Annotated in this window: 14 protein-coding genes; 9 read left to right on the forward strand and 5 right to left on the reverse strand. The window is 57.4% G+C overall.

From position 1 onward, the window contains the following. Positions 1–3: 3 nt before the first annotated feature. Both aztA and ACRBB0_RS00940 read right to left on the reverse strand, forming a co-directional pair. Positions 4–798: a zinc ABC transporter ATP-binding protein AztA gene (gene aztA, locus ACRBB0_RS00935; RefSeq protein WP_431372508.1), complete on the reverse strand. Its 795-nt coding sequence runs from the start codon at positions 796–798 to the stop codon at positions 4–6. Between the two features lie 3 nt (positions 799–801). Next, the gene (locus ACRBB0_RS00940) at positions 802–1,758 is read right to left on the reverse strand and encodes a metal ABC transporter solute-binding protein, Zn/Mn family (protein ID WP_431372509.1); all 957 of its coding nucleotides are present in this window, start codon (positions 1,756–1,758) and stop codon (positions 802–804) included. A 229-nt stretch (positions 1,759–1,987) separates the two neighbouring features. On the opposite strand from ACRBB0_RS00940, the gene deoC reads away from it, so the two are divergent. Both deoC and ACRBB0_RS00950 read left to right on the forward strand, forming a co-directional pair. Further along, complete coding sequence (gene deoC, locus ACRBB0_RS00945) at positions 1,988–2,992, forward strand: deoxyribose-phosphate aldolase (RefSeq protein ID WP_431372510.1); 1,005 nt, start codon at positions 1,988–1,990, stop codon at positions 2,990–2,992. Between the two features lie 221 nt (positions 2,993–3,213). Next, on the forward strand, positions 3,214–5,556 hold the full coding sequence (locus ACRBB0_RS00950) for an aldehyde dehydrogenase family protein (protein ID WP_431372511.1): 2,343 nt from the start codon (positions 3,214–3,216) through the stop codon (positions 5,554–5,556). A 26-nt stretch (positions 5,557–5,582) separates the two neighbouring features. Here the strand turns inward: ACRBB0_RS00950 and ACRBB0_RS00955 are convergent, their stop codons facing one another. Beyond that, entirely contained in the window at positions 5,583–5,801 is a 219-nt protein-coding gene (locus ACRBB0_RS00955) for a helix-turn-helix domain-containing protein (protein ID WP_431372512.1), read from the reverse strand. Further along, positions 5,801–6,340 (reverse strand): DUF2975 domain-containing protein, encoded by a 540-nt coding sequence (locus tag ACRBB0_RS00960; protein WP_431372513.1) that lies wholly within the window; start codon positions 6,338–6,340, stop codon positions 5,801–5,803. Before ACRBB0_RS00960 ends, ACRBB0_RS00955 begins: the two co-directional genes overlap by 1 nt. 72 nt (positions 6,341–6,412) lie before the next feature. Here ACRBB0_RS00960 and ACRBB0_RS00965 point away from each other — a divergent pair, with 72 nt between their 5' ends. The 3 genes from ACRBB0_RS00965 to rlmH all read left to right on the forward strand — a co-directional run bounded on the left by ACRBB0_RS00965 (position 6,413) and on the right by rlmH (position 7,930). Next, positions 6,413–6,940 carry a hypothetical protein gene (locus ACRBB0_RS00965; protein WP_431372514.1) on the forward strand — a complete coding sequence of 176 codons (528 nt, stop codon included), beginning with the start codon at positions 6,413–6,415 and terminating at the stop codon, positions 6,938–6,940. 143 nt (positions 6,941–7,083) lie between these two features. After that, positions 7,084–7,458 (forward strand): ribosome silencing factor, encoded by a 375-nt coding sequence (rsfS, locus tag ACRBB0_RS00970; RefSeq protein ID WP_431372515.1) that lies wholly within the window; start codon positions 7,084–7,086, stop codon positions 7,456–7,458. 1 nt (position 7,459) lies between these two features. After that, positions 7,460–7,930: a 23S rRNA (pseudouridine(1915)-N(3))-methyltransferase RlmH gene (gene rlmH, locus ACRBB0_RS00975; protein WP_431372516.1), complete on the forward strand. Its 471-nt coding sequence runs from the start codon at positions 7,460–7,462 to the stop codon at positions 7,928–7,930. Between the two features lie 35 nt (positions 7,931–7,965). Here rlmH and ACRBB0_RS00980 read toward each other — a convergent pair whose 3' ends face one another. Next, positions 7,966–8,769 (reverse strand): undecaprenyl-diphosphate phosphatase, encoded by an 804-nt coding sequence (locus tag ACRBB0_RS00980; protein WP_431372517.1) that lies wholly within the window; start codon positions 8,767–8,769, stop codon positions 7,966–7,968. Between the two features lie 225 nt (positions 8,770–8,994). Between ACRBB0_RS00980 and ACRBB0_RS00985 the strand changes: the two genes are divergently transcribed. From ACRBB0_RS00985 to gltB, 4 genes are all read left to right on the forward strand, one after another. Further along, positions 8,995–10,431, forward strand: coding sequence for an NAD(P)-dependent oxidoreductase (locus tag ACRBB0_RS00985; protein WP_431372518.1), 1,437 nt, complete (start codon positions 8,995–8,997; stop codon positions 10,429–10,431). Positions 10,432–10,689: 258 nt separating this feature from the next. Further along, positions 10,690–11,109, forward strand: a complete 420-nt coding sequence (locus ACRBB0_RS00990; RefSeq protein ID WP_431372519.1) for a GFA family protein — start codon at positions 10,690–10,692, stop codon at positions 11,107–11,109. Between the two features lie 240 nt (positions 11,110–11,349). Next, complete coding sequence (locus tag ACRBB0_RS00995; RefSeq protein WP_431372520.1) at positions 11,350–11,799, forward strand: GFA family protein; 450 nt, start codon at positions 11,350–11,352, stop codon at positions 11,797–11,799. Then, the gene (gene gltB, locus ACRBB0_RS01000; RefSeq protein WP_431372521.1) at positions 11,796–16,331 is read left to right on the forward strand and encodes a glutamate synthase large subunit; all 4,536 of its coding nucleotides are present in this window, start codon (positions 11,796–11,798) and stop codon (positions 16,329–16,331) included. Before ACRBB0_RS00995 ends, gltB begins: the two co-directional genes overlap by 4 nt. The last annotated feature ends 156 nt before the right edge of the window (positions 16,332–16,487 follow it).

Genomic DNA, 16,487 nt, shown 5'->3' on the forward strand with positions numbered 1-16,487 from the left:
AATCTACCCGGCGCGGGCGATCAACCCATCGCCCAAACGACCGCCATAGGTGGCGTGCAGCGCATCCTGGGTAAAGGCATCGGCAACCGAACCTTCGCCCATCCGGCGGCGATTGATCAGGAAGACGCGGTCAAAATAGCTCTTGACTGTCGAAAGGTCGTGGTGCACGGCAATGACGGTTTTGCCCTCGTCGCGCAGTTCTTTTAGCACGCTGATAATCGCGGCCTCAGTTGCGGCATCGACCCCGGCAAAGGGTTCGTCCAGCAGATACAAATCGGCCTCTTGTGCCAAGGCACGGGCAAGGAAAACACGTTGCTGTTGCCCACCTGACAGTTGGCCGATCTGACGGTCCGCAAAGTCCTGCATGCCGACACGGGTCAAACAGTCCATCACCTTGGCATGGTGTTTGGCACGCACACGGCGCAACAGACCCAATTCACGAAACAGGCCCATCATTACAACGTCGCGCACCTGCGTTGGGAAATCCCAATCAATGCTGGCGCGTTGAGGAACATAAGCGATGCGCGCGCGCTGGCTTTCGAGCGGCCGGCCCCATGCTGTGACCCGGCCCGCCAGAGGTTTGACAACGCCCAAGGCCGCCTTGAGCAAGGTCGATTTACCCGCACCGTTTGGGCCGATAATCGCGGTCATGGTGCCGGGTTGGATTGTCATATCGACGGAAAACACCACCGGTTCGTTGCCATAGGAAACGGTCACGCCGCGCAATGCCAAAGGGCTGGCGTCGAGGTTTTCGGTAATGGTTTGGCCATTTTCGGCGGCTAGCTCGATCGCGCTCATCGCTTATACTCCATGGCTCAGCTTGCCATCCATACCGCCGGGCGGCACATCCGCACCCAAAGCCCCGGCAATGACAGAAACGTTGTGGTCAATCATGCCGACATAGGTGCCTTCATAGCTGCCCGGTTCGCCCATCGCGTCCGAAAACAGTTCGCCGCCGATTTTGACCTCATGGCCTTGGGCCGCGGCCCCTTCGATCAGGGCGCGAATATTGCGATCCGAAACCGAGCTTTCCACAAACACCGCACTGATTTTGCGAGTGACGATGTCGTCGACCAAGGTGCGGATGCGCTGTAGACCTGCTTCTGAATCGGTTGAAATGCCTTGGATCCCCATGACCTCAAACCCGAATTGGCGGCCAAAATAGCCAAAGGCATCATGGGCGGTGACCAGCACGCGTGACGGCTCGGGCACCTGTGCCGTAGAGGTTTCGGCATAGGCCCCGACACGGGCCACATCAGCCAAATAGATGTCGGCATTGGCGGCAAAGGTATCCGCTGCCTCAGGGCGCTGGGCGATCAAGGCATCACGTGTCGCAACAACCGCATGCTTCCAAAGCTGCGGAGCCATCCAAACATGCGGATCAGGGCGATTTTCATAATCGGCGTGGTGAAGCAGAACGTCCTGGGGAATGGCGTCGCCAACGGCCACAACAGGCACGCGTTTTGCCAGAGTTTCGATGAAATGCTCAAGCTGGGCTTCAAGGTAGAGCCCATTCCAAAGCAGCAGATCGGCACGGGTCATGGCCACAATGTCGGACCGGGTCTGGCGATAGCCGTGCGGATCAACACCGGGGCCCATCAAGGCCTGGACTGTGACCAAATCGCCGCCAATAGCACGCGCAGCATCGGCAATCATGCCTGTTGTCGCGACCACGTTCAAAGGTTCCGCTGCAAACGCACGGGTGCTCATCAATGGCGCTGTCGCCAATCCAGCCAGAATCGATCTGCGAGAAAGCATAAAATTCTCCCTTTCTAGGCTGAATATGATAATCATTCGCAGAAAGTCAATGCTCTTGCGACTTATTCGCAATAAGAACAGTGCAAACCCAGCTCGTGCACAAAAAACATGCACCGCAGGCGATTTTAACTGAAGGTTGCAATATCTGACTATTTGGTCAGAATCGCTTGAAATTTGGGCATGTCCTTGGCTAGGGTTCGGTTTGCCTTTCGGTCTAACGGAGGACACTATGGCGCAGACTGACACGCAGGTAGGGACCAAATTGGACACTCCTCAGCTTCCGCAGACGATTGAACCTCGCAATCCGGGGATGGATCTGGACATGGACCGCGTCATGCAGGCGCGCGCCAATAGATCGGCCATTGAACGGCGGGCAAAGACCCTGCCGGGGCGGCGATCGGTCAAAAAGGACTTTCAGGCCGCGTGGTTGGCGCGGGCGATCTCCTGCATTGACCTGACAACGCTGGCTGGTGATGACACCGCCGGTCGGGTTTTGCGGCTGTGTGCAAAAGCAAAACAACCCGTGCGTGCGGACCTGCTGGATGCGTTGGGGATGCAAGGGCTGACCACTGGTGCAGTCTGTGTGTATCACGATATGATCCCGCATGCGCTCAAGGCGCTCGACGGTAGTGGCATTCCGGTGGCGGTGGTGTCTACTGGCTTTCCGGCGGGGCTGTCCCCGTTTCACCTTCGCATCGCCGAGATCGAAGAGAGCGTCAAGGACGGTGCCGAAGAGATCGACATCGTGATCTCACGTCGCTTGGTTCTCAATGGCGATTGGCAGGGTCTTTATAATGAGATGAAGGCGTTTCGTGCCGCCTGTGGTGATGCTCATGTCAAGGCGATCCTGGCGACGGGGGAGCTTGAAACATTGCAAAACGTCGCGCGCGCGTCGCTGGTTTGCATGATGGCCGGGGCAGATTTCATCAAAACCTCAACGGGCAAAGAGCCGGTGAATGCGACATTACCGGTGTCTTTGGTGATGATGCGCGCGATCCGTGAATACTATGAGGAAACCGGTTTCCGCGTCGGGTACAAACCGGCGGGCGGAATTTCCAAGGCCAAGGATGCGATCAACTATCTGGCTTTGGTTAAGGAGGAACTGGGGGATCGCTGGCTGCGGCCCGATCTGTTCCGCTTTGGGGCCTCTTCCCTTTTGGGCGATATTGAACGCCAGCTCGAACACCATGTGACCGGAGCCTATTCGGCATCTTGGCGTCACGCGGCGGGTTGAGCGATGCTTGTTAGGCGAACTCTGGCCCGGTCTTGTGCTGGGCAGCGCCGGACCGCCCAGCCACGGGGCGGCGCTTTTCTTATCCGTCAGCCTGTTTCTGACACATTGAATGTTCCACAACCGGCTGGCTTGCCCTTAAACCGCCCTGCGCGCTCCGGCGCCGCCCTTTGTGGCCCAATCACGCTTTCAAAACGCATCATCGCATGCGGGAGACCTCCAAAATGACCATCAAGGACATCTTTGACTCTATGGATTACGGCCCGGCCCCTGAATCTGCGGGTGACGCACTGGCGTGGATCGTTGATCAAGGCAGCAAGTTCGGCCATTTCATCGACGGCAGCTTTACCGTCCCCGGCGGCGGTTTCGACAGCCGCAATCCGGCCACCGGCGAAGTGCTCGCGACTTTAACCCAAGCCACCCAATCGGATGTGGATAGTGCCGTTGCCGCCGCGCGCAAGGCGCAACCGGCTTGGGCTAAACTCGGCGGTCCGGCGCGTGCGCGCTATCTCTATGCGCTTGCCCGCTTGCTGCAAAAACACGCCCGCCTGTTTGCGGTTCTCGAAAGTCTCGACAATGGTAAGCCGATCCGCGAGGCGCGTGATATCGACGTCCCACTGGCGCAACGGCATTTCTATTACCACGCGGGCATGGCCCAGCTGATGGAGAGCGAACTGCCCGACGCAGAGGCGCTGGGTGTATGCGGTCAGATCATCCCGTGGAACTTTCCTCTGTTGATGCTGTCGTGGAAGATCGCGCCGGCGCTGGCGATGGGCAACACTGTTGTGTTGAAACCGGCGGAATGGACATCGCTGACCGCCCTGTGTTTCGCCGATATCTGCCGTCAAGCAGGCCTGCCCAAAGGGGTGGTGAACATCGTTACCGGCGATGGAGACGTGGGTGAGATGATCGTCAAATCCGATGTCAACAAAGTGGCCTTTACCGGCTCCACCGCCGTTGGCCGCCGCATCCGAGAAGCCACCGCAGGCAGCGGCAAGGCGCTGACTTTGGAGCTGGGCGGGAAATCTCCCTATATCGTCTTTGAAGATGCCGATATCGACAGCGCGGTCGAAGGCCTTGTGGACGCGATTTGGTTCAATCAGGGGCAAGTGTGTTGCGCTGGGTCGCGGCTGTTGGTTCAAGAGGGTATTTCTGAACGGTTCCACACCAAATTGCGCGCCCGTATGGACAAGCTGCGTGTCGGCAACCCGCTTGATAAATGCATTGATGTTGGGGCGATCGTTGACCCGGTTCAGCGGGATCGCATTGCGGCGCTGGTTGATGCACATGGCGGTGAGGGCGAGGTTTATCAGCCCTCCGGTGATATGCCCGAGGGGTGTTTTTATCCGCCGACCCTTGTGTCCAATCTCGCTTCCGCGTCGGCCTTGATGCAGGACGAGATTTTTGGCCCGGTTCTGGTCTCGACCACCTTCCGCACCCCGTCCGAAGCGGTGATGCTTGCTAATAACACCCGCTACGGGCTGGCTGCGTCGGTTTGGTCAGAAAACATCAATGTCGCATTGGATATTGCCCCCAAATTGGTGGCTGGCGTGGTGTGGGTCAACGGGACCAATATGTTTGACGCCTCTGCCGGGTTTGGCGGCGTGCGCGAAAGCGGCTTTGGCCGGGAAGGGGGCTGGGAAGGGCTCAGCGCCTATACCAAGCCAAAAGCCAAAGCTCAGGCGTTGAAACCTGTCACCGGCTTTTTGGGCGACACCGCGGAACCACAGCCTGTGGATCGCACTGCCAAGCTCTATGTTGGTGGCAAGCAGGCCCGGCCTGATGGTGGCTATGCCCGCAATGTCTTTGACAAGGCAGGCAAGCTTATCGGACAGGCTCCAATCGCCAATCGCAAGGATGTGCGCAACGCGGTCGAAGCGGCGCGCGCAGCCAAGGGGTGGACCGGGGCAACAGCGCATAATCGCGCGCAGGTCTTGTATTTCATGGCCGAAAACCTCGCGACCCGCAAAGATGAATTCGCCAGTCAGATCAATCGTTTGACCGGAGGCAAAACCGGTGCTGCCGAAGTGGACGCGTCGGTGGATCGTCTTTTCACCTATGCTGCATGGGCCGATAAATTCGACGGTCAGGTGCGCCAGGTGCCAATGCGAGGCGTTGCCTTGGCTATGCGAGAAGCCTGTGGAGTGATTGGGGCGCTTTGCCCGGATGACGTGCCGCTGTTGGGCCTTGTTTCGGTAATGGCTCCGGCGCTTGCCATGGGCAATCGGGTGGTGCTGGTCGCCTCAGAACCATTTCCGCTTCTGGCCACCGACTTCTACCAAGTGTTGGAAACCTCCGACGTGCCGGGCGGGGTGGTCAATATCCTAACCGGAAGCCATGCCGAATTGGCACCCACATTGGCGAGCCATATGGACATTGAGGCGGTCTGGTGCTTCTCAAGTTCGGACCTGTCTGCGGTGATCGAAGCAGGGGGCGCGGGGAACCTGAAACGCACCTGGGTGAATAACGGTCTGTCGCGCGATTGGATGGGTGCCGAGGGCGCGGGTCGCGATTTCCTTGATGCCGCGACCGAAGTCAAAACGGTCTGGGTTCCCTACGGAGCCTGAGCCCGACAGGGGGCGGGAAACCGCCCTCAAAACCCGGCATCCTCGGGCATGGCCTGAAGCAAGTCGCCGGGTTGGCAGTCCAAGACTTCGCAGATCTTGGCAAGGGTCTCAAAACGGATGCCTTTGACCTTGCCGGATTTGAGCAAGCTGATGTTTTGCTCTGTGATCCCGACCCGTTCTGACAATTCACGTGACCGCATTTTGCGTTGCGCCAGCATCACATCAAGTCTGACAATAATCTGCATCAGACGAACTCCTGATTCTCTTGCGAAATGCTCACGGCTTGCATCATCACCGCGCCGATCAGCAACATTATGCCGCCGCCGATGACCGTCCCCAACTCACCGGTGCCAAATCCAAGCGAAATCATGCGCTGACCCTCTGGCGCATCCAGCGTCAGCGCAAAGGTATCGAGCGGTTGTCGCAGGATTTGAACCGCTGCCAACGCAAGCGTGCCAAAGCCGATATTGCGGATGGCGCGCGCCGCCTGTTCCGATAGGGCGGTGTTGTTTTGATACTGTTTCAACAAGGACGCCGTGAACCAAAGCACAGCCAATATCACCAAACCTTCGGCCATCGCACTGGCCTGCAACAGCGCAGTTGCCAGTCGCCCGATGTCCCAATCACTGGCGGGGATCGCGAGATCAGCCACGCGGTATTGGGCCAGATCCTGATGACGATACACGGCCCAAAGGGTTGCCCCGGCAACCAAAGCCGTGCCAGCTAGGGTGGCAATACGAAGAATAAATGCAGCGGTGCGGGTTCTTTCTGGTAGATTTGTCATGACAAGCCCTATTGAAAGTCGATGTTTATTTAATGTAAAACGATAAAAAATGATTCGACAAGGAGAAATTTGATGAAATATCTTTCGGTGTTGGCCCTTGTCCTGGCCGGCTGTTCCGCTGTTGATGTCGCGACAGTTAGCAAACTGAATCAGATCGATCCGATGGATGCCAATCCCGGTGACTTTCAGATCATCGCGCATCTGCCCAAAGGTTTAGAGATCGTCCCCGAAAGTGCGCAGCTCAAGATCGACGCCAGCAACGGGGTTGAGACCGTATCTGAGAAATATCGGCTGGATCAGGTTTCGGAGGGTGGTCGCTATGAACTTTCGCTGACCGATGACGACGTGGCGCGCATGCAGGCGTTGCAAGCCAAGGTGAAAGCTTGGGAAGAAGAGAAGCCAGACGATACCAATGGGGGCTTGAATGTCGATGTCGGTGTGTGTCTTCGCGACGAAGGACCGGCGCTTGATGCCCCGGTGTCCATCGACATCTCTATTGCATCGACTGGTGTTTTGCCGTTATTGCGGCCACTTCCGGCAGAACGCTATCTGGATGAGCTGGAATCGGCAGGACGGCCCGTGGGGCCTTGCCTGTTTTAGGGCTGACATTGAGATTTTAACTTTGCAGTGCTATATTTAAGTCATTGCCCGGCGCCGGGGCCTTGTCGGCGTGCTACGAATAGGAGGACAATGTCCTGTCATCTTTGGCAAATGCGGGTGAAACCGCTGTTCAGGGGAACCCCATGAGCGGTGCACCTCAGGTTAACGCGACAAGCGAAGATATCCTTGCCGCCACTCTCGAAATCCTTGACGACAACAAAGCAGAAGACGTTGTGCAGGTGAACCTGCGCGGCAAATCGTCTGTGTGCGACAACATGGTGATCTGCTCTGGTCGGTCATCGCGGCAAGTTGCGGCGATTTCTGACAAATTGGTTGAGGAACTCAAGCATCGTTTGGGTGTTCTGTCGTCTATCGAAGGCAAAGACACCGGCGATTGGGTGCTGATCGACGCGGGCGATGTGGTGGTGCATGTGTTCCGCCCAGAAGTGCGCGACTTTTATCAGCTCGAAAAGATGTGGGTGCCGATCGGTAAAGGCGCTGCACCAACCGCGCAGTAAGATGCGTGTCCATTTATGCGTTGTGGGGCGGCTGCGGGCCGGCCCCGAGCGCGATTTGATCGACGACTATCTAAAACGCTTTGACAAAACCGGGCGGTCGCATGGCCTCGGCCCGGTTTCTGTGCATGAGGTTGAGGATAAAAAAGGCGGCGGCATGAAGGCTGAGGCCGTTTTGCTGCGTCGGGCCTTGCCCAAAGGGGCTGCGATCTGCGCTTTGGATGAGCGTGGCGACGTCATGAGTTCGCCCGATTTTGCAGGCCGCATGGCGCGTTGGCGCGATAGCGGCACGCAGGATTTGGCCTTTATTATCGGTGGCGCGGATGGGATTGATCCTGGCTTGCGCGCGGAGGCGGATCGGTTGCTGAGTTTTGGCCAAATGGTCTGGCCGCATATGCTGGTGCGGGTGATGCTATCCGAGCAACTCTATCGAGCGGCCAGTATTCTGGGCGGCAGCCCATATCACCGGGTGTGAAAGACGCGGCACCTTGAAAGGCACCAAGCCCTGGATCAGCTGTAGGCGATGACCAAAAGGATCACGCCAAGGATAACACGGTAAATTACGTAGGGTGTGAAGCTGACTGTTTTCAGGAGACGCATCATGAGGGTCAGAGCTGCGAGCGCCGAAACAAAGGCCATCGCAGCGGCAATGGCCCCGTCACGGGCGGCTTGAGCGTCGGCTGTACTGGCAACTTCTAACCCAAGAAGCGTGCCAGAGGCGATGATTGTCGGGATGGACATCAACATCGACAGTTTGGCGGCGTCATGGCGGGTGTAGCCAAGTTTGCGCGCACCGGTGATTGTGATCCCCGATCGAGACGTGCCGGGGATAAGCGCAATGGCCTGCCAAAGGCCCATGATCATCGCATCCCTGAGGGTCCAATCTGTTTCGGTTTTGATCTCGGGTCCTGTGCGGTCGGCCCAGAACAAAACAAGACCGAACCCCAGCATGGTCCACCCGATAACAGCGATTGAGCGCATCATGTCGCTGAGCCCGGTGAGCTTTAGGACCAGCCCGGCGAGAATGACCGGAATAGTTGCCAAAATCAAAAGGAAGGCGAGCCGGGCCCCAGGGGTGTCTGTTTTACCGCTCAGGAGCCGTGGCAGGCCAAGTAAGGCTTGTTTTACATCGGCCCAAAAATAGAGAATAACCGCAAACAATGTTCCGACATGTACAGCGACATCAATGACCTGCCCTTGGTCTTGCGCTCCGGTCAGATTCGGGAGGAGAATCAGGTGGCCAGAGGACGAAACCGGTAGAAATTCGGTAATGCCTTGGATCAATGCAAGAATTAGCAAATAGGTATACGTCATTTTAACGGTCCGTTGGTGCAATAAAGCCTTTGTATAACTTGTTGTATTATAGAGGAAAGCTATAAGTTAAAGCCGAATCGGACCTTTAATTCATGGTTTCTTTGCGCGTGAACGACTTGAGAGGCGATGAAATTGGCAATTAGGTCAGCATTGCTGACTTTTATTCTGTTCCGACCTTGTATAAGCAGTGCCGACCCAAGTTCTTTCGAGAAAGAGGCAATGCCGATGGCCAAGCAGCCGATGCTTAAGTTTGTGAATGTAGATCGTGACATGCCGGAGAAGCGTGACGCGACGGTACGCAATCAGGATTTTGACGAGATTTATGCGGAGTTTGCCGCCGCCAAAGCGCAGGAGCAGTCGAGCCGCTGTAGCCAATGTGGTGTGCCCTATTGTCAGAACCACTGCCCGCTGCACAACAACATTCCTGACTGGCTCCACCTGACCGCCACCGGGCGGTTGGAAGAGGCCTATCAAGTCAGCCAGGCGACCAACACCTTCCCCGAAATCTGCGGCCGCATTTGCCCGCAGGACCGCTTGTGCGAAGGCAACTGCGTCATCGAACAGTCGGGCCACGGCACCGTGACCATTGGCTCGGTGGAGAAGTACATCACTGATACGGCTTGGGAAAAAGGCTGGGTCAAACCTGTGACCCCAGCACAAGAGCGGACCGAAAGCGTTGGCATCATCGGTGCCGGCCCCGGTGGCCTTGCGGCGGCAGATATGCTGCGCCGCGCCGGTGTACAGGTCACGGTTTATGACCGCTATGACCGTGCGGGCGGGTTGCTGACCTATGGTATTCCGGGCTTCAAGCTTGAAAAAGACATCGTCATGCGCCGCAACAAACAGCTGGAAGACAGCGGTGTTGAGTTTGTTATGAACTGCGAAATCGGCAAGGACGTGTCCTTTGCGGAGCTGCGCGAAAAGCATGATGCGATCATCGTTGCCACCGGGGTTTATCAAAGCCGCGACCTTGGCGGGCCGGGTGCCGGTGCCAAGGGGATCGTCAAGGCAATTGACTATCTAACTGCTTCTAATCGTGTCGCAAATTTCGGTGACACCGTTGCAGAATTTGAGAGCGGTGAGCTAAATGCCGAGGGCAAAAAGGTTGTTGTGATTGGCGGGGGGGACACCGCGATGGACTGTGTGCGCACGGCCATTCGTCAGGGGGCAACCAGCGTCAAATGCCTGTATCGTCGTGACCGTGCCAATATGCCGGGATCGCAGCGTGAAACCCAAAATGCCGAAGAGGAAGGCGTTCAGTTTGAATGGCTGACCGCGCCCAAAGGCTTTAAGGGTGACAGCGTCGAAGCGGTGATCGTTGAGAAAATGCGCCTTGGGGCCCCGGATGCTTCTGGCCGCCAAAGCCCTGAAGTCATTGAAGGTTCTGACTATGATGAGCCTGCCGACTTGGTCATCAAGGCGCTTGGCTTCTCCCCCGAGGAGCTGCCGACGCTTTGGGATCAGCCTGAGTTGGAAGTGACCCGTTGGGGCACTATCAAGGCCGAGTTCACAACAGGCCGCACAGCAATGCCGGGCGTCTATGCCATTGGCGATATCGTACGTGGCGCGAGCCTTGTTGTCTGGGCGATCCGCGATGGCCGTGACTGTGTCGAAGCGGTTTTAACCGACTTTAACGCCAAGGCCGCTGTCGCCGCTGAGTGACGTTTGAGGGGGCAATCAGTCCAAAACCCATCGCAGATGGGAGAGATTGCCCCACCCAAAAATGCCTGCAAAATGCGGGTGTTTTGCACAATCGGTACAATTCCCCCCGAGTTTAGGGGGGATTGCCCCCAAACCGGGCCATCGGCCCAACCGGGCAGTGAACTGAGATTAACCAAGTTTAAGCGGCAGGGGTCTTGACCCAAACACCGCGAAACCTTGCGAAAGGGTGAAGACATGACAGAGAAATCGGGAGGATGCATGTGCGGAGCAGTTCGTTTCACAGCGCGTGATGTGCCGTCCGATTTTGGGGCCTGTCATTGTGAGATGTGCCGCCGCTGGACCGGATCGGCCTTGCTTGGTGTGACGGTGCCCGAGGGCAATGTCAGCTGGGATGACGAAACGCATTTGAAGCGGATCACGTCGAGCCATTGGGCGGAACGTGGATTTTGTGACCAATGCGGATCGGGGATGTTTTTCCGCGTGACGATGCAAGGCGAATGGTCGGGCAACCTTGAGTTTCCGATTGGCGTTTTTGACGACCCAAACGGGTTTGTGATGAACAACGAGATCTATATCGACCACAAGCCCGACAGCTTTGCCTTTGCAGGTGAGGGGCGGACGGTTTTGACGCGGGCGGATTGTGTCGCGAAGTTTGGTGTTTTGGATGAGGGGGCGTGAGGATGCGCTTTGATATTGAAGACAGAGCCCGGCGGTACGCCGGGCCGCGCCCGACCCTCCCGTCGCACCCAGAGGTGCGCCTATTCAATCGACACGCTGTTAGCGTTATGGGAGGGCGCTTTTGCGACCTAGTCCAGCCAAATCTACCTATCGAAATTGGTAATGTTTCGCGTCACAATTGCGGTGCAAGCGCCCACCCAGGGTCGGGCGCGTCCCTTTGGGGCCAACTGGAGGTCTGTTATGTCTGAGAAAACCGGACAATGCCTCTGTGGTGCGGTGAAACTGACAGCGCGCAACGTGCCGAGCACGTTCAACATCTGCTATTGCGACATGTGCAAACGCTGGGCCGGTGGGCGCTTTATGGGCCTGCATGTGGCCAAGGATGACTTGAACGTCACCGGCGGGGATAGCGTGACCGAAGCGGTGACGTCTGACTGGGCCAAGCGGGCGTTTTGCAACACATGCGGCAGTTCGCTTTGGTATGAAGTGACGGACGGGCCTTATGTAGGCGGGCGCAGCATTTGCGTTGGCCTTTTGGATGACACCAGCGATCTGACGCTGGGAACTGAGTATTACACTGATCGAAAAACCCGTGCTTATGATTTCCCTGAGGGGCGTAAGCAACTGACCGAGGCGGAAGTGCTAGCACTGTTTGCGCCCACTGACGCCGAAGAAGGAGAGCCAGAATGACCAAATATGATGAAAATTGGGTCGCAGCCGAAAAAGCCAAGCGCCAGTGGATGGCCGAAAATGGCCTGTATGACGAGAGCGAAGAGCATTCGTCTTGTGGTGTTGGTTTGGCGGTGTCGATTGATGGCAAGCCGAGCCGCAAGGTGGTTGAGGCCGGTATCACCGCGCTGAAAGCGATCTGGCACCGGGGTGCGGTTGATGCCGACGGCAAGACCGGTGACGGCGCGGGCATTCACGTGCAGATTCCGGTGAATTTCTTTTACGATCAGGTTGAGCGCACAGGGCATCGCCCGCGCAAAGATGAGCTGATTGCGGTGGGACAGGTGTTCTTGCCCCGCACCGATTTTGGCGCTCAGGAAACCTGTCGGACGATTGTGGAATCCGAAGTGTTGCGGATGGGCTATTACATTTATGGCTGGCGCCATGTGCCGGTTCATGTGGCCTGTTTGGGCGAAAAAGCCAACGCAACCCGGCCCGAGATTGAGCAGATTTTGATCTCAAACTCCAAGGGTGTGGACGAGGATCAGTTTGAGCGTGAGCTCTATGTGATCCGGCGTCGGATTGAAAAGGCGGCGGCAGCTGCGGCGGTGGGTGAGCTTTATATTGCGTCGCTGTCGTGCCGGTCGATTATTTACAAGGGCATGATGTTGGCCGAGCAGGTGGCGGAGTTCTATCCCGACCTGCAGGATGAGCGGTTTGAATCGTCTTTCGCGATTTATCACCAGCGTTATTCGACCAACACCTTCCCGCAGTGGTGGTTGGCACAGCCATTCCGCATGTTGGCGCATAACGGCGAGATCAACACGCTGAAAGGCAACACCAACTGGATGAAATCGCACGAGATCCGCATGGCGTCGGCGTCGTTTGGCGATTTCGCTGAGGACATCAAGCCGATCATTTCCAATGGCGCATCGGATTCGGCGGCTTTGGATGGGGTGTTTGAGGTGCTGGTGCGTGCCGGTCGTTCGGCCCCGATGGCCAAGACGATGCTGGTACCTGAGTCGTGGTCCAAGCAGGCGGTGGAATTGCCGCAGGCGTGGCGCGACATGTACAGCTATTGCAACGGTGTGATGGAGCCATGGGATGGCCCGGCCGCGCTGGCGATGACTGATGGTCGTTGGGTCTGTGGCGGTCTGGACCGGAACGGTCTGCGCCCGATGCGGTACGTTGTGACCGGCGACGGGATGCTGATCGCGGGTTCGGAAACCGGGATGGTGCCGACCGACGAAGGCACTGTTCGCGAAAAAGGCGCGCTTGGGCCGGGGCAGATGATTGCGGTCGATATGAAAGACGGCAAGCTGTACCATGACACAGAGATGAAGGACCGCTTGTCCTCGGCTCTGCCATTTGGCGATTGGGTTAAAAAGATCACCGAGCTGGACGGGCCTTTGGGTGCTGTGACGGAAAAGGCGATGTTTGAGGGCGCTCAATTGCGCACCCGTCAGATTGCCGCCGGATATACCGTTGAGGAGCTGGAACAAATTCTGGCACCGATGGCGGAAGACGGAAAAGAGACGCTGGCCTCGATGGGGGATGACACCCCGAGCGCGGTTTTGTCGAAGAAATACCGCCCGTTGAGCCATTATTTCCGCCAGAACTTTAGCCAGGTGACCAACCCGCCCATCGACAGCTTGCGCGAATACCGGGTGATGTCGCTGAAAACGCGGTTCGGGAACCTCAAGAACGTGCTGGACGAAAGCAGCGCGCAGACTGAGATTTTGGTTCTGGACACACCGTTTGTTGGCAACGCCCAGTTTGAAGAGCTGCAAAAGCAGTTCAACTCGCCCTGCGTGACCATTGATTGTACCTTTGAAGCGGGCAAGGGCGCGCTGGCTGAGGGGCTGGATCGTATCCGCTCGGAAGCGGAGGACGCGGTGCGTAGTGGGTCGGGCCATATCATCCTGACCGATGAAAACGTGAGCGCGGACAAAGTCGCGATGCCGATGATTTTGGCGACCAGCGCGGTGCATAGCCATCTGACCCGCAAGGGCCTTCGGACGTTCTGTAGCCTCAATGTGCGCAGCGCCGAATGTATCGACCCGCATTATTTTGCAGTGCTGATTGGCTCGGGTGCGACTGTGGTCAACGCCTATTTGGCCGAAGACAGCCTTGCCGACCGGATTGGTCGCGGCTTGCTGGATATGACGCTGACCGAAGCGGTGAGCAAATATCGCGACGCTGTGGATCAGGGCTTGCTCAAGATCATGTCCAAGATGGGCATTTCGGTGATTTCGTCCTACCGTGGGGGTCTGAACTTTGAGGCCGTGGGCCTGTCGCGCGCGATGTGTGCGGAGTTCTTCCCTGGTATGATCAGCCGGATTTCCGGCATTGGCCTTGGCGGTTTGCAGAAAAAAGCCGAAGAAATTCATGCGCTTGGTTTCAAGCAGGCGCAGGATGTTCTGCCGATTGGTGGTTTTTACAAATCGCGGAAATCGGGTGAGACCCATGCGTGGGGCGCACAGTCGATGCATTTGTTGCAATCGGCCTGTGATCGCGCCAGCTATGAGCTTTGGAAGACCTATTCCAAGGCGATGCAGGCCAATCCGCCGATCCATCTGCGCGACCTTCTGGCGATCAAACCGCTGGGTGAGCCGATCAACATCGAAGAAGTTGAGAGCATCACATCAATCCGCAAACGCTTTGTGACGCCGGGCATGTCTTTGGGTGCTCTGTCGCCTGAGGCGCATAAAACGCTCAACGTGGCGATGAACCGGATCGGCGCAAAGTCCGACTCCGGCGAGGGCGGTGAAGATCCGGCACACTTTGTACCGGAGCCAAATGGCGACAACCCAAGTGCGAAAATCAAGCAGGTGGCCTCGGGTCGGTTTGGTGTTACAGCCGAATATCTGAACCACTGTGAAGAGCTTGAAATCAAGGTCGCACAGGGTGCGAAACCCGGTGAGGGTGGTCAGCTTCCGGGGATGAAAGTCACCGATCTGATCGCGCGTTTGCGTCATTCGACCAAGGGCGTGACGCTGATTTCGCCTCCTCCGCATCACGACATCTATTCGATCGAAGACCTTGCGCAGCTGATCTATGACCTCAAGCAGATCAACCCGCGTTGTAAGGTGACGGTAAAATTGGTGGCGTCTTCGGGCGTTGGCACAATTGCCGCTGGTGTGGCCAAGGCCGAAGCCGATGTGATCCTGATTTCGGGTCACAATGGCGGCACTGGTGCATCGCCTGCGACCTCGATCAAACACGCCGGTTTGCCATGGGAAATGGGTCTGACCGAAGCGCATCAGGTTCTGGCGATGAACAAGCTGCGCGACCGGGTGACCCTGCGTACCGATGGCGGTTTGCGTACCGGGCGTGACATTGTCATGGCGGCAATGCTTGGGGCCGAGGAATACGGCATCGGCACCGCGGCGCTGATTGCGATGGGCTGTATCATGGTCCGTCAGTGTCAGTCCAACACCTGCCCGGTCGGGGTTTGTACGCAGGATCAAGCACTGCGCGACAAGTTCACCGGTTCGGCGGATAAGGTTGTGAACCTGATCACCTTCTATGCGCAGGAAGTGCGTGAGATTTTGGCCTCAATCGGTGCCAAAACTCTGGACGAGGTGATTGGCCGTGCTGATCTGTTGAGCCAGGTTTCGCGTGGGTCCGAGCATCTGGATGATCTGGATCTCAACCCGCTGTTGATCCGTGTCGATGGCTCGGACGACATCGTTTATGACCGTGATCGTGGCCGCAACGAGGTGCCTGATACGCTGGATGCGGAGATCGTGCGCGACGCGGCCCGCTTCCTTGAGGATGGCGAGAAGATGCAACTGTCATATGCGGTGATGAACACGCATCGGACCGTGGGCACACGCACGTCGTCGCATATCGTGCAGAAATTCGGCATGCGCAACGCGCTGCAGCCCGATCATTTGCACGTCAAGCTGACGGGTTCTGCGGGTCAGTCGCTGGGGGCCTTTGCGGCACCGGGGCTGAAGATCGAAGTGTCGGGTGATGCGAATGACTATGTCGGCAAGGGCCTGTCGGGGGGCACGGTTGTGGTGCGTCCTCCGCTGGTGTCGCCGCTGACCGCATCGGAGAACACCATCATCGGCAACACGGTTTTGTACGGTGCGACAGACGGTTACCTGTTTGCAGCGGGCCGCGCCGGTGAGCGTTTTGCGGTTCGGAACTCGGGTGCGAGCGTGGTGATCGAGGGCTGTGGCAGCAACGGTTGTGAATATATGACCGGCGGTGTTGCGGTGATCCTTGGGTCGATCGGGGCGAACTTTGGTGCCGGGATGACCGGTGGCATGGCCTATCTGTATGACCCTGACGGGATGGCCGGTGACCTGATGAACATGGAAGGTTTGGTGACCTGTCCGGTGGCTGTGGCAGAATGGGAAGCGCAATTGAAGGGGCTGATTGGCCGTCACGTTGCGGAGACCGGATCGTTGAAAGCCAAGGAAATCTTGCAGAACTGGGACTTGGAAAAGGCCAATTTTGTGCAGGTTTGCCCGAAGGAAATGTTGGACAAGATTCCGCATCCATTGGGGATTGAAGGCGATTTGGCGGTTCCTGCTGAGTAAGCCCGGTTGGCGGCGCTGTTTGCTGCGCAAAGGCGCCCCGCCCACCGTCCCATAGCGAAACCGCGAGGCCCCGTTGATTTGACCTGTTGGTCGGATTGGCGGGGCTTTGCATTGCGTGGGGCAAAATACCGGGGTTAAACGGGGGGCAAACGTGGG

The sequence above is a fragment of the Pelagimonas sp. genome (genome assembly GCF_050633425.1).
Lineage (GTDB): Bacteria > Pseudomonadota > Alphaproteobacteria > Rhodobacterales > Rhodobacteraceae > Pelagimonas.

Bases quoted from the DNA above. Each gene is read 5' to 3' on its own strand.
- ACRBB0_RS00940 (WP_431372509.1), bottom strand. From the start codon at position 1,758: ATGCTTTCTCGCAGATCGATTCTGGCTGGATTGGCGACAGCGCCATTG.
- ACRBB0_RS00985 (WP_431372518.1), top strand. From the start codon at position 8,995: ATGGCCAAGCAGCCGATGCTTAAGTTTGTGAATGTAGATCGTGACATG.
- ACRBB0_RS00980 (WP_431372517.1), bottom strand. From the start codon at position 8,769: ATGACGTATACCTATTTGCTAATTCTTGCATTGATCCAAGGCATTACC.
- rlmH (WP_431372516.1), top strand. From the start codon at position 7,460: ATGCGTGTCCATTTATGCGTTGTGGGGCGGCTGCGGGCCGGCCCCGAG.
- ACRBB0_RS00950 (WP_431372511.1), top strand. From the start codon at position 3,214: ATGACCATCAAGGACATCTTTGACTCTATGGATTACGGCCCGGCCCCT.
- ACRBB0_RS00960 (WP_431372513.1), bottom strand. From the start codon at position 6,340: ATGACAAATCTACCAGAAAGAACCCGCACCGCTGCATTTATTCTTCGT.
- gltB (WP_431372521.1), top strand. From the start codon at position 11,796: ATGACCAAATATGATGAAAATTGGGTCGCAGCCGAAAAAGCCAAGCGC.
- ACRBB0_RS00955 (WP_431372512.1), bottom strand. From the start codon at position 5,801: ATGCAGATTATTGTCAGACTTGATGTGATGCTGGCGCAACGCAAAATG.
- rsfS (WP_431372515.1), top strand. From the start codon at position 7,084: ATGAGCGGTGCACCTCAGGTTAACGCGACAAGCGAAGATATCCTTGCC.
- aztA (WP_431372508.1), bottom strand. From the start codon at position 798: ATGAGCGCGATCGAGCTAGCCGCCGAAAATGGCCAAACCATTACCGAA.
- ACRBB0_RS00990 (WP_431372519.1), top strand. From the start codon at position 10,690: ATGTGCGGAGCAGTTCGTTTCACAGCGCGTGATGTGCCGTCCGATTTT.
- deoC (WP_431372510.1), top strand. From the start codon at position 1,988: ATGGCGCAGACTGACACGCAGGTAGGGACCAAATTGGACACTCCTCAG.
- ACRBB0_RS00965 (WP_431372514.1), top strand. From the start codon at position 6,413: ATGAAATATCTTTCGGTGTTGGCCCTTGTCCTGGCCGGCTGTTCCGCT.
- ACRBB0_RS00995 (WP_431372520.1), top strand. From the start codon at position 11,350: ATGTCTGAGAAAACCGGACAATGCCTCTGTGGTGCGGTGAAACTGACA.